Origin of the sequence: Burkholderia sp. BCC1977, assembly GCF_905339595.1 — a bacterium.
Classification (GTDB): Bacteria; Pseudomonadota; Gammaproteobacteria; order Burkholderiales; family Burkholderiaceae; genus Burkholderia.
The window spans coordinates 154201-166941 of record NZ_CAJPGQ010000002.1 but is presented as its reverse complement, the minus strand read 5'-3'; the positions used below and the strand labels follow the sequence as shown (position 1 = coordinate 166941).

The 12741-nt window shown below is 67.7% G+C and carries 10 protein-coding genes; 2 read left to right on the top strand and 8 right to left on the bottom strand.

All coding sequences use genetic code 11. The features are described 5' to 3' along the window. Nucleotides 1-5: 5 nt before the first annotated feature. The 7 genes from U5771_RS02715 to U5771_RS02685 form a co-directional block, all read right to left on the bottom strand. Entirely contained in the window at nucleotides 6-1415 is a 1410-nt protein-coding gene (locus tag U5771_RS02715) for a CheR family methyltransferase (RefSeq protein WP_322022536.1), read from the bottom strand. After that, nucleotides 1412-1924 (bottom strand): chemotaxis protein CheW, encoded by a 513-nt coding sequence (locus U5771_RS02710; RefSeq protein WP_322022535.1) that lies wholly within the window; start codon nucleotides 1922-1924, stop codon nucleotides 1412-1414. Before U5771_RS02710 ends, U5771_RS02715 begins: the two co-directional genes overlap by 4 nt. Further along, nucleotides 1921-3597, bottom strand: a complete 1677-nt coding sequence (locus U5771_RS02705; RefSeq protein WP_322022534.1) for a methyl-accepting chemotaxis protein — start codon at nucleotides 3595-3597, stop codon at nucleotides 1921-1923. The genes U5771_RS02710 and U5771_RS02705 overlap by 4 nt, the downstream gene beginning before the upstream one ends. A gap of 123 nt (nucleotides 3598-3720) precedes the next feature. Further along, nucleotides 3721-4854: a hybrid sensor histidine kinase/response regulator gene (locus tag U5771_RS02700; protein ID WP_322022533.1), complete on the bottom strand. Its 1134-nt coding sequence runs from the start codon at nucleotides 4852-4854 to the stop codon at nucleotides 3721-3723. 505 nt (nucleotides 4855-5359) lie between these two features. Then, nucleotides 5360-6943 carry a Na+/H+ antiporter gene (locus U5771_RS02695; RefSeq protein ID WP_322022532.1) on the bottom strand — a complete coding sequence of 528 codons (1584 nt, stop codon included), beginning with the start codon at nucleotides 6941-6943 and terminating at the stop codon, nucleotides 5360-5362. A 243-nt stretch (nucleotides 6944-7186) separates the two neighbouring features. Further along, nucleotides 7187-8620: an aldehyde dehydrogenase family protein gene (locus U5771_RS02690; RefSeq protein WP_322022531.1), complete on the bottom strand. Its 1434-nt coding sequence runs from the start codon at nucleotides 8618-8620 to the stop codon at nucleotides 7187-7189. 28 nt (nucleotides 8621-8648) lie between these two features. Continuing rightward, a complete protein-coding gene (locus U5771_RS02685) occupies nucleotides 8649-10289 on the bottom strand; it encodes an acetolactate synthase large subunit (RefSeq protein ID WP_322022530.1) in 1641 nt (546 codons plus the stop codon). Nucleotides 10290-10668: 379 nt separating this feature from the next. On the opposite strand from U5771_RS02685, the gene U5771_RS02680 reads away from it, so the two are divergent. Next, nucleotides 10669-10986 (top strand): type II toxin-antitoxin system RelE/ParE family toxin, encoded by a 318-nt coding sequence (locus U5771_RS02680; RefSeq protein ID WP_322022529.1) that lies wholly within the window; start codon nucleotides 10669-10671, stop codon nucleotides 10984-10986. 3 nt (nucleotides 10987-10989) lie between these two features. Next, a complete protein-coding gene (locus U5771_RS02675; protein ID WP_006750245.1) occupies nucleotides 10990-11289 on the top strand; it encodes an addiction module antidote protein in 300 nt (99 codons plus the stop codon). A 48-nt stretch (nucleotides 11290-11337) separates the two neighbouring features. Here the strand turns inward: U5771_RS02675 and U5771_RS02670 are convergent, their stop codons facing one another. Next, complete coding sequence (locus tag U5771_RS02670) at nucleotides 11338-12624, bottom strand: DUF445 domain-containing protein (protein WP_322022528.1); 1287 nt, start codon at nucleotides 12622-12624, stop codon at nucleotides 11338-11340. Between the last annotated feature and the right edge of the window lie 117 nt (nucleotides 12625-12741).

The following is a 12741-nucleotide window of genomic DNA, read 5'->3' as shown; positions in this document are numbered from 1 at the left end:
TCTCATTATCCGGCCGAGCGCCGCGCACGCTCGAGCAGCCATTGCGCGCCGGCGCCATCGCCGCCGACGTCCAGCAAGGTCGCAAGATGCGTCAGCGCTTCGTGGTGCGTCGGCCGCAGATACAGCGCCTTCCGGTAGAAATCGCCCGCTTCCGCGACACGCCCGCGCGCATCCGCGATCAGCCCGTTCAGGTAGAACGCGTCCGCGTGCGGCCCGGCGTGCGCGGAGAACTGCGCGAGCACGCGCTCGGCCTCGTCGAATGCGCCTGCGTTGGCCAGCGCCTGCGCCTCTTCCAGCGTCGGCGCGGCGCCGCCGGCAACCGGGGCCGCCGGCTCGGGCATGTTGGCCGGCGCATCAACGCGCCAGTCGGCCCGCGGCTCGAACGCCGTCGGGCGCTCGGCCGGCGCGAACGCGGTGAGCGACGGCGCGGCATCGATCCACGTCGGCGGGACGACGGCGAGCAGCGGGCGCGTCGCGGCCGGCGGCGCCACCGCGAAACGCTCGGCGCGCCGGTATGGCGCAACCGCGGGCATCGGTGCCGCATGGCGGGCCGCGTAGCCGTCCGCCGCAGCGCCACCGCGCACGCGATGAAACGCGAACGCCAGCGGCACGCGCGCCGAACGCATCCCGTGCCGCATCGCGACGCCCGTTTCGGCAGGACCGACGAACAGCATCCCGTCGTCGACGAGCGCGCTTTCGAGCAAGCCGATCACGCGGTCCTGCGCGTCGCGGTCGAAATAGATCAGCACGTTGCGGCAGAACACGAAATCGTAGCGGATGCCCGTATCGGCGCCCGGTTCGACCAGGTTCGCCTGGCGAAACTGCACGCAGGCGCGCACGCGTTCGTCGAGCAGCCAGCCGTCGGCGGCCGGCGTGAAGTAGCGGCCGCGGAACTCGGTCGCCGTGCCGCGAAACGCATTGCGCCCGTAGCAGCCGAGCCGCGCCTGGTCGATCGCGCGCGCGCTCAGGTCGATCGCGTCGATCGTGAAGCTGGCCGGTTCGAGCCCGGCGTCGAGCAGCGCCATCGCCGCCGAATACGGCTCCTCGCCGGTCGAGCACGGCGCGCTCAGCACGCGGATCACGCGCCCGGGCATCGCGGCAAGCCGCTCGGCCGCGAGCCGCGCGAGCGTCGCGAACGCCTCGCGATCGCGGAAGAACCACGTCTCCGGCACGACGAACAGTTCGATCAGCGCGCGCCGTTCGTCGGCCGACGCGTTGAGCTTCTGCCAATAGGCGTCGAGCGCTTCCGGCGTGACGGGCGGCCGCGCCGCCGACGGCAGCCGCTCGCCGTCGCCCTGCAGCGCCTGCACGCGCTCCGTCAGCGCACGGCTCAGGAAATCGTTGCCGAGCGAATCGGGGTCGATGCCGGTCTCGCGCAGCAGCCAGCCGCGAAATCGCGAATCGGACTCTTTCATGCGGACTCCCCTCCGTGGCCCGGCAGGCCGTCGAACAGATACAGGCGCGCAACGTCATCGATCAGGTCGGACACCGAGACCTGCTGCACGATCCCGTCGGGCGTGTTCGCGACGCGCCCGAGCCAGCGCGTACGCGCGGTCGATACGCCGCTGGCGCGGAACGCCGTGCGGTCGATCCGCAGCGTCTGCGTCGCGTGCTCGACGATCAGGCCGATCACGCGATCGCGGTCGAACTGCCCGACGCGATAGCGAACCATCACGAGCCGCGTCGAACGCAGCGCATGCGCGCGCCGTCCGAGCGCCAGCATCGGCACGTCGATCACGGGCACCGGCTGACCGCCGCGCATCAGCAGCCCGGCAATCCATTCGGGCGCACCGGGCACGACCTTGGTGGTCGCGAGCGGCAACACCTCGTCGATGTCGGCCGCGTCGAGCGCATAGCGCTCGCCGTCGAGTTCGAACATCAGGAACAGCGCGTGCGCGCCGCCGTGCGACTCGGCGCGCGTCACGCGTCGACCTTGAAGCGCGACACGCTGGTGCGCAACTGGTTCGCGACGAGCGTCAGGTCGTCGATCGCCTGCGACGACTGGCGCAGCGATTCGGCCGTCTGCTGCGCGGCTTCCGACAGCTGCGACAGCGCCTGCGTGATCTGCTCGGCACCGTTCGCCTGGGTCTGCATCCCTTCGTTGACCATCTGGAAGCGCGGCGCGAGCGTCTGCACCTCGGCGATGATCTGCGACAGCTGCCCGCCGACCTGCTGCACGTCGAGCATCCCGCGGCGCACTTCCTCGGAGAACTTGTCCATCCCCATCACACCCGCCGACACGGCCGACTGGATCTCCTTCACCGTCTGCTCGATGTCGTAGGTCGCGACGGCCGTCTGGTCGGCGAGGCGGCGGATCTCGGTCGCGACGACCGCGAAGCCGCGGCCGTACTCGCCGGCCTTCTCGGCCTCGATCGCCGCGTTCAGCGACAGCAGGTTGGTCTGGTCGGCCACCTTGGTAATGGTCGCGACGACCTGGTTGATGTTCAGCGCCTTCTCGTTGAGGATCGCGAGCTTCGCGTTCACCGAACCGGCCGCGTCCATCACGCTGCGCATGGTTTCGCCCATCCGCGTGAGCCCGCTCTGGCTCACGCCCGCGAGCGTCGCCGACTGCTCCGCCACGCCGGCCACCTCGTTCATCGTGCGCAGCAGGTCGCGCGAGGTCGCGAAGATCTCGCGCGACGTCGCACCGATCTCGGTCGTCGTCGCCGCGGTTTCGTTCGCGGTCGCCTGCTGCTCGCGCGACGTCGCCGCGATTTCGGCGACCGACGTCGTCACCTGCAGCGACGACTGCTGCGCACGCGCGACCAGCTCGGTCAGCTCGTCGGCCATCCGGTTGAAGCCCGTCTCGAGCGTGCCGAATTCATCGCGGCGGCGCAGGTCGAGGCGGCGCGTCAGGTTGCCGGTGCGCATCACGTCGTGCACCTCGACGAGCCGCGCCATCGGCACGGTGACGGAACGGTACAGACCGTAGCCCAGCCCCAGCGCGGACAGCAGCACGATCGCCAGCGCGGTCGCGAGGACGACCTCGGTGTCCTGCACGGATTCGCGGATCAGCTTCGCTGACTGGTCGGCGAACTTGCGGTTCTCCTGCACCAGGATATTCGCGTTGCGCACGACCTCGGCCCACGAAGGCTGCACCTTCGCATAGGCGGCGACGGCCTCTTCGCGCGACACGCGGCTCTTCTGCACCGCGTCGTTCAGCAGCGGCAGATAGCGGTCGAAGGCGCCTCGAAACGTCGCGAAGCGCTGGCGGTCGTCATCGCGGAACATCGTGTTCTGGTAGTCGACCGACAACGACTCGACCTCCTTGAGCGCCTCGGAGATCCTCGCGAAATCGCGCTGCACGAGTTCGGGGTCGGTGTCGACGAACGTCGCCTGCTGCAGCGCCGTGAACGATTCGTTGACCGCCCCGCGCAGCGACGCCGCGAGATAGACGCCGGGCAGCGAATCGCGCTCGATGCTGACGGCTTCGCTGTTGATCGCGCGCAGGCGCTCGTAGGACACGCCGGCCGTCACCAGCATCAGCACGAACAGCACGCCGAAGCTGAGCAGGATACGGTTGCCGAGCGTCAGCCGGGCGGCGCCGATCGTCGGGTGCAGGCTTTCATTGGTCGCGCGAGGTGTCACGGTGGCCATGTTAGTTATGGGCTTTCCAAAATCAGCGTTGAAAAAATCCGCGCCCGCCTGCGCGCCGGACGGCGCGCCACGAGCGCATCGGGGTCTGCGGGCAACGCGGCACCGGCGGGCCGCGCCGCGAAATCATCGCTCCGCTTGCGCCGGCAGCCGAAGCGCGACCATGAAGCCGCGCGCCGTATTGCGCATCAGGATCTGGCCGCGATGCCGCGCGGCCGTCGCGCGGACGAACGCAAGCCCGAGGCCGAAGCCGCCGCGCGCCGCGCCATGCACGGATTCGAGCCGCACGAACGACTCGGTCGCGGCCGTGCGCTGCCCGGGCGCGATGCCGGAGCCGCCGTCCTCGACGCCGATCAGCCAGGCACCGTCGTCGTCGCGCAGCGTGCAATGCACGTCCGTACCGGCCGGGCCGTACTTCAGCGCGTTGTCGATCAGGTTCGCGACCGCGCGCGTGAGCATCATGCGGTCGCCCATCGTCACGCACTCGGTGCCGGGCACGTGGGCAACGACCCGGCTGCCGAAGCCGGCCGCCTTCTCCCACAGCTGGTCGACGGCGTCGAGCACGATCTCGTTGAGGCTCAGGACCTCGTGCGCGCGGCGTTCCGACTGCGCGCGGGTCAGGTGGATGAAACCGTCGGCGAGCGCGAGCGCGCGCCGGGCGTGGCCGGCAATGCGCTCCATGATCGCCGGCATGTCGCCGTGCTCGGTCCGGTAGACTTCGAGCAGCGCGAGGATCGACGTCTGCGGCGAGCGCATGTCGTGCGACAGGAAATCCAGCGCTTCGTCGCGCTGCCGCGACATCAGGTACGAATTCGAGTGATAGCGGATGCGCGCGGTCAGCTCCATCGCGTCCGGGAGCTTCACGAGATAGTCGTTCGCGCCGGCGATGAACGCCTCGCGCTTGACGATCGGCTCTTCCTTCGCCGACAGCACGATGATCGGCACGCGTGCGGTGTCGGCGTCCGCGCGCCACGCGCGAACGAGGTCGAGGCCGTCGATTTCCGGCATCACGAGATCCTGCAGGATGACCGTCGGCTTCACGTCGCGCGCGACCGCCATCGCCCGGTGTGCGTCGGTGCACACATGCAGGTCGATATCGTGCTCGCTGCGCAGCGCGCGACGGATCACCTCGCCGACGAACGGCTGATCGTCGACGAGCAGAACCGATAGCCCCGACTCGAGACAATCCGGCGCATTTTCTCCGCTCGATTCTTTCATAAATACCGTTTCAAACGCCAAATCTCCAATTGATTCTTTCATGGGAGTTGTTTATACGACTTGGACGCCATCTTAATTTTGCGGCTGAGCAATCCGCCTATTGTTGCCGATCTGGCCTGTCGGCATTGCCTCACGGAGATCCGAGCGCCGATTTTCCCCCGCCGACGGTCGCATTACCTCTGCGCGCTTTCTCTCAATAAAGATAACCGGCTGATTCTAAATGAAATTAGAACACAGCATCTATCTCCTTCCGGTTTAGTTTTGCCAAATATGGCGAAAGAGCGGGATTCAGATAAATCAGATCATTTCCGGACGCGAAAGACGAGAACGTTTGCGAAGCCGATGCCACGAGGTTTGCATGCGCTGCAAGGCCCTCGCGTCGAACCTGTCGAGGCTGGATTCGGATGCGACGGAAACGGGGAGATGGAGGGGGAAAGTCGCGCGCCGTGACCGGATCGGCCGCGACGCGAAGGCCCGGGGCGCCGCCCGCCGAACCCGGTTGGCGCAACAAGGCGGCCGTGCGTACCCGGCCCACCCGCGTGGCCGGTTACCCGCGCGCGTGTTGCGCGGACACTTCCTGCAGGTCGAGATCGCGTTCGAGCAGGTGCAGCATCTCGTCGTGGATGCGGCCCGATCGATGCAGGCGCAACAGTTCCGCACGCCCGGCCTTGATCGCGGCCAGCACGACGTCGTAGTGCGCGATGCGCACCTCCGCCGGATAAGCCGGCTCGTTCTTCGCCCGCTCGGTCAGTTCCGCGCGATACGTGTATTGCTCCAGCAGGCGCGGATGAATCACCTTGCCGCTCTCGTCGCGCACCAGCGGCTGGATCGCCGCGAGCTGCGCAGCCTCGACATGCGCCCACGCCTGCGGCTCGGTCAGGTGATGCGCGGCGCGCTCTTCGTGCTGAGGCAGGCGCAGCAGCCGGATCAGCGGCCCGATCGTCGTGCCCTGCAGCAGCACGGTGACGAGGATCACCGCGAACGACGCGACCAGGATCACGTCGCGGCCCGGCATCGCCTCCGGCAACGACAGCGCGATCGCCAGCGTCACGACCCCGCGCATCCCGGCCCAGCTCATGATCGTCGCGGCCTTCCAGTCGGGCGCGACACCGCGCCGAACGATCCCGCGCACCGGAACCTTCAGCGCCTCGACCGCGTAGATCCACACGAAGCGCGACACGATCACCGCCGCCAGCACCGCGAGCACCGGCGGCACCATCGTGGCGAGCACCTGCTCGAAGCCGCCGAGCCGGTGGATCGCGCCGCGCAGCGACAGCCCGATCAGCACGAACACCAGCGCCTCGAGCAGAAACACGATGACCTGCCAGAACGCGGTGCCGCGCGTGCGCACGGCTGCCGAGAACACCTCGTGCTGGTGCCAGCCGACGATCATGCCGGCCGTGACCGTCGCGATCACGCCCGACACCTCGACCATCTCGCCCGCGATGTACGCGATCCAGCCGGCGATCACCGCGACGGTGACCACCAGATAGTCGTCGTCGAGCAGCTTCAGGAACCACACGACGAGCTTGCCGACCAGGAAGCCGACCACGACACCGCCGAGCCCGAGTTCCGCGAAGCGCACGACCGCGTGCTCGAGGCTGAACGCGCCCGTCAGCGCGGCGGCGACCGCGAAGCGGAACAGCACCAGGCCCGCCGCGTCGTTCAACAGGCTTTCGCCTTCGAGCAGCACCATCAGCCGGCGCGGCAGCGCGACGCGTTCGAGCACCGCCTTCGCGGCCACGGCGTCGGGCGGCGACACGATCGCGCCGAGCGCGAAGCACGCGGCCCACGGCAGCGACGGCACGACCCAATGCACGGCGAAGCCGACCGCGAACGTCGTGAACGCCACCGCGCCGATCGCGAGCATCAGGATGCCGCCGACGTTGTGCTTGAACTCCTCCCACACGGAGAAATACGCGCCGTCCATCAGCAGCGGCGGCAGGAACACGAGCAGCACGAGTTCCGGATCGAGGTTGATCGGCGGCAGGCCGGGAATGAACGCGATGCCGATGCCGCCGATCAGCAGCGCGGCCGCGGGCGGCAACCGCAACCGCTTCGCGATGCATTCGAGCGCGACGATCGCGAGGAATGACAACAGAACCAGCTTGAATGCCGAGACGGGGGACATGAATCGACCTCGTGAAGAATGAATGCGCACGCCAGCCGGTGTCGTACCCCGGTTGGCCATTTCGCGCGATTACATCACGATGCGATGCGTGCAGTCGAGCGCGTTCGGCCGGCGCGGCACCCGGTGCCGCCACGATGGCGCACGGCGGGCGGCGCCGCGCCCGTCGGTGTGCGCCGAAACGAAAACGGCACGCGGGCCGGCGCGATCGCCCGCCCGCGTGCCGTCATGCGGCCGCGCGTCGCGCTAGCGGCGCCGCACGACCATCAGGCGCGGCTCGGTCATGTCCTCGATCGCGTAGCGGATCCCTTCGCGGCCGAGCCCCGAATCCTTCACGCCGCCATACGGCATGTTGTCGACGCGGAACGACGGCACGTCGTTGATCACGACGCCGCCCACCTCCAGCTCGTCCCATGCGCGCTGTGCATGCGCGAGCGAATCGGTGAACACGCCGGCCTGCAGCCCGAAGTCGCTGTCGTTGACGCGCGCGAGCGCATCGTCGAAGCGCTCGAACTTCTCGAGGATCGCGACCGGACCGAATGCCTCCTTGCGGTAGAGGTCCTGTTCGCGGCCGACGTTTTCCAGCAGCGTCGCCTCGAACATCGCGCCGTCGACCTTGCCGCCCGCGACGATCTTCGCGCCCGCCGCGACGGCCGCATCCATCCAGCCCGACAGCCGGCGCGATTCGGATTCGGAGATCATCGGACCGACGAACGTCGACGGATCCTTCGGATCGCCCATCTTCAGCGAACGCGTCTTCGCGATCAGCTTGTCGCGCAGCGCGTCGTACAGGTCCGCATGCACGAGGATCCGCTGCACGCCGATACAGCTCTGGCCCGACTGGTAGTACGCGCCGAACGCGAGGCGCTCGACCACGTAGTCGAGCTGGCCGTGCTGATCCGCGTCGACGATCGCCGCCGCGTTGCCGCCGAGTTCCAGCACGACTTTCTTCTTGCCGGCCTTCTCATTCAGCGCCCAGCCCACGGCCGGCGAGCCCGTGAACGACAGCAGCCTGAAGCGCTCGTCGGTCGTGAACAGGTCCGCGCCGTCGCGATGCGCGGGCAGCACCGAGAACGCGCCTTTCGGCAGGTCGGTTTCCGCGAGCACCTCGCCGATGATCAGCGCGCCGATCGGCGTGCGGCTCGCGGGTTTCAGCACGAACGGACAGCCTGCGGCCAGCGCCGGTGCGACCTTGTGCGCGGCGAGGTTCAGCGGGAAGTTGAATGGCGAGATGAACGAGCACGGGCCGATCGGCACGCGCCGCGTATAGCCGGTGTAGCCTTGCGCACGTGCGGAGATCTCGAGGTTGATCACTTCGCCGTCGATGCGCACCGACTCCTCGGACGCGACGCGGAACGTATCGATCAGCCGCGTCACTTCGCCCTTCGAATCGTTGATCGGCTTGCCGGCCTCGATGCACAGCGCCTCGGCCAGCTCGTCGAAGCGCTCGCGAAAGCGCGCGACGCAGTGGTCGAGCACCGCCTGCCGCCGGTAGGCCGGCAACTCCCGCATCGGCTTCGCGGCGTCGACCGCCGCGCCGATGGCCGCATCGATCGCCTGCGCGTCGGCCAGCGCGACGCGCGTCGCGACCTTGCCGCTGAACTTGTCGGTCACTTCCAGATCGGTGTTCGCGTAGACGGCCTCATTGGCCAGGTAGTACGGATAGGTATCCTTCAGCATGGCACGCTCCTTCCGGTGAACGGCGGATTCAGAGTTGCGCCGACAGGCGCTTGATTTCGCGGTTGAGCACGCGCTCGTTGTCCGAATAGTCGATCGGCACGTCGATCACGTGCACGCCCGGCGTCGCAAAGCAGTCGCGCAGCAGCGGCTCGAGATCGTCGGCCGCTTCGACGCGATGCCCGTGCGCGCCGTAGCTCTGCGCATACGACACGAAATCGGGATTCTTCAGCGTCATCGCGAAATCGGGGAAGTTCATGTTTTCCTGCTTCCAGCGGATCATCCCGAACGCGTCGTCGCGCAGGATCATCACGACGATGTCGAGCTTCAGCCGCACGGCCGTTTCGAGTTCCTGCGAATTCATCATGAAACCGCCGTCGCCGCACACGGCGATCACCTTGCGCTGCGGATGCACGATCTTCGTCGCGATCGCCGACGGCAGGCCGGCACCCATCGACGCGAGCGCGTTGTCGAGCAGCAGCGAATTCGGTTCGTGCGCGCGCCAGTAGCGCGCGAACCAGATCTTGTACATCCCGTTGTCGAGGCAGACGATCCCGTCGACCGGCAGCGCGTTGTACAGGTCGTTCACGATCCGCACCGGATACATCGGGAAGCGCGGGTCGTGCTGGCCTTTCTCCAGGTGCGCGTCGAAATGCGTCTTGATCATCGCGAAGCGCTCGAAATCCCAGTGCGCCTGGGGCGTCACCGCTTCCTTCATCTGCCACACCGCGTTCGCGATGTCGCCGACCACCTCGATCTGCGGGAAGTAGACCGGATCGACCTGCGCGCCGAGGAAGTTCACGTGGATCACGGTCTTGTCGTCCGTACGCATGAAGAACGGCGGCTTCTCGATCACGTCGTGGCCGACGTTGATGATGCAGTCCGCGTGCTCGATCGCGCGGTGCACGAAGTCGCCGTCGGACAGCGTCGCGTTGCCGAGCCACAGCGGGTGCGTTTCGTCGATCACGCCCTTGCCCATCTGCGTCGTGAAGAACGGGATGCCCGTCTTGTCGACGAATTCGAGCAGCATCTTGCAGGTGGTCTTGCGGTTGCCGCCCGCGCCGATCATCAACAGCGGGTGGCGCGCGGCCTGGATCGCGTCGACCGCGTGCGCGACCGCCTTCTCCTCGGCCACCGGCCGCCGGCTGTAGCTGCGCGGAATCGGCTTGCCGTCGCCCTCCTCGTGCGCGATGTCCTCCGGGAGTTCGAGGTGCGCGGCGCCCGGGCGCTCCTCCTCCGCGCGGCGGAACGCCTCGCGCACCGCCGACGGAATGTTGCCGATCGACACGATCTGCCGCGTGAACTTCGTAAGCGGCTGCATCATGTCGACGACGTCGACGATCTGGAAATGGCCCTGCTTGCTGGACTTGATCGGCTTCTGCCCGGTGATCATCAGCATCGGCATGCCGCCGAGCTGCGCATACGCGGCCGCCGTCACGAAGTTGGTCGCGCCCGGCCCGAGCGTCGCGAGACACACGCCGGTGCGGCCCGTCAGGCGGCCGTAGGTGGCGGCCATGAACCCGGCCGCCTGCTCGTGCCGGGTCAGCACGAGCTTGATCTTCGATCGCCGCAGCGATTCGAGCAGATCGAGGTTTTCCTCGCCGGGAATGCCGAATACGTACTCGACGCCTTCGGCCTCCAGCGCCTTCACGAACAGATCCGATGCTTTCATGGGGGACTCTCGGTTGATGCCGCCTGCCCGGCTTACGGGCGCGCGACGTTCAGAACGCGCGCCGGCCTACGGCACGCGGACGCTTACCTACTGGACACTGACCACGGTACTGCCCGCCGTGCGAAGCGCGGCGGCGCCTCCCTGTGCAGGAGGACAAACGGATCCGCCCGCGCGCGGCAAGCACGCGCGGGCGGCAAGGACGTTTTTGATTGTAGACGGATTCGCGAAATTCCGGCTTCGACCGAATGGCCGGGTCCGGCCGCGCGACAGGATCGGCCTGACGGCCAATTCGACGTCAAACGGCGCGCGCGGCCCTACTGTAGAGGCAATCGAATTCCATTCATCGAACCTGTGAACCATGGTTGACATATTGCGATCCATGTCCTACAGTGCGCCTACATTCAGTATCCGGACCACCGACGGCTTCGACAGGTGGTTTGCCGGCCTGCCGGATCGCGTCGCCCGGCGGCGCATCCAGGCGCGCATCGACCGTCTGTCGATGGGCAATCCGGGCGACTGGAAATCCGCCGGCGCGCCCGTCGTCGAAATGCGTATCGACCACGGCCCCGGCTATCGCGTCTATTACGTCAGGCGCGGAACGATATGGGTGATCCTGCTCGGCGGCGGCGACAAGTCGACGCAACAGGCGGACATCCGCGCCGCGCACGCGATGCTCGCGCGGCTCGACCTGGAGTGATCGATGGACAAGATCAAGACCCGGCCGTGGGATTCGGCCGAACACCTGAAAACCGACGACGACATGGCCGACTACTTCGAGGCCTGTCTGCAGGAAGCCGGCGACGACCCGGCCTTCATCGCGCATGCGCTCGGCGTGATCGCCCGCGCGCGCGGCATGTCGCAGGTCGCGCGCGACGCCGGCCTGTCGCGCGAGGGGCTGTACAAGGCGCTGTCACACGATGGCAATCCGAGCTTCGGCACGATCCTGAAGGTGATCAAGGCGCTCGGCCTGCAACTGCACGGCGCGAAGGCGCACGCGTGATTCGACGGCGCGCGGCTGCACGCCATCTGCGCGATGGCCGCGCCCGCGTCAATGCAGCCACCCCGCCGCCCAGCGCGGCACCAGCGACACCAGATACAGCCCGAGCCCGATCAGCCCGCCGACCAGCGTGCCGTTGATGCGGATGTACTGCAGGTCCTTGCCGATGTTCAGCTCGATCTGCCGCGACATTTCACGCGCATCCCAGTTGCGCACCGTGTCGCGGATGTGGCGCATCAGGAAATCCGCGAAATCCGGCGCCATCTCGTGCACGGCCTTCTCGATGTGCTCGTTCAGCGACGCACGCAGCGCCGGGCTCTCCGCGAGCCGCGCGCCGAGCCAGCCGCCGAGCGTCGCGGCCTGCCGGTGCAGCGCCGAATCGGGCCGCGCGAGATCGGCCTTCAGCCAGGCGCGCAACTGGTCCCACAAATCGCGCACATAGTCGTTGAACGCGTCGCCGTCGCGGATGTAGCGCTTGATCTCGTCGCCCTTCGCGATGAACGCCGGGTCGTGCTTCAGCCGCTCGGTCAGCCGCACGACCGTGCGGTCGAAGCGCTGCCGCAGCTCGTGTTCGGGATCGGCCGCCACGCCCTCGAGCACGCGGCTCACCGCGCTCGCCAGCATGCGCGCGCCGTTCTCGCCGAACCACTGCGTCGGCATGATCTTCTCGACCTTCGGGTATTGCGTCTTCAGCCATTCGACGATGAAACCCGCGATCACCTCGCGGTTCTCCTCCTTGTCGAGCACGTCGACCACCTGCTCGATCGCGTCGTCGAGCAGCGCCTGGTGGCGGCCGTCCTTCGTCAGCGTGTCGAGGATCGCGCCGGCCGATTGCGACAGGTCGATCCGGTCGATCACCGCGCGGAACGCGTCGTGGACGAACGACTGGATCCGCGCGTCGTCGGTCATGTCGAGCGCGAAGCTCATCAACTTCGTCACGTAGCCGCCGAGCGCGTCGGTGTTCGCCGGCTCGCCGAGCCATGCGCCGAGCTTCTGCGCGGGATCGTGCTGGCGGATCTGCGCGGCGAGCGCGTCGGGGCCGAGGAATTTCTCGCGCACGAACACCGCGAGGTTGTCGGCGATCTTGTCCTTGTTCTTCGGGATGATTTCGGTGTGGCGCGACACGAACGGGATCGGCACGCGGCGGAACAGCGCGACGACCGCGAACCAGTCGGCGAGCGCACCGACCATCGCGGCCTCGGCCACCGCCTTGAAACCGTCGACCCACGGGCCGCGCGGCAGCAGGATCGTCGTGACGAACACCGCGACGGCGGCCAGCAACAGCCATAGCGCGCGGCGCTTGCTGCGTTTCAGTTCGAGGGCTTTGTCTGGCGTCATGGGCGACCGGTGAAACGGCAATGCCGCTAATATGCACCGATCGCCGGCCCGCGACAAACCCGTGCGCGTTGCACGAGCCGGAAAGGTTGTCCGGAACAGGTTTCTTTCAACGTTCCC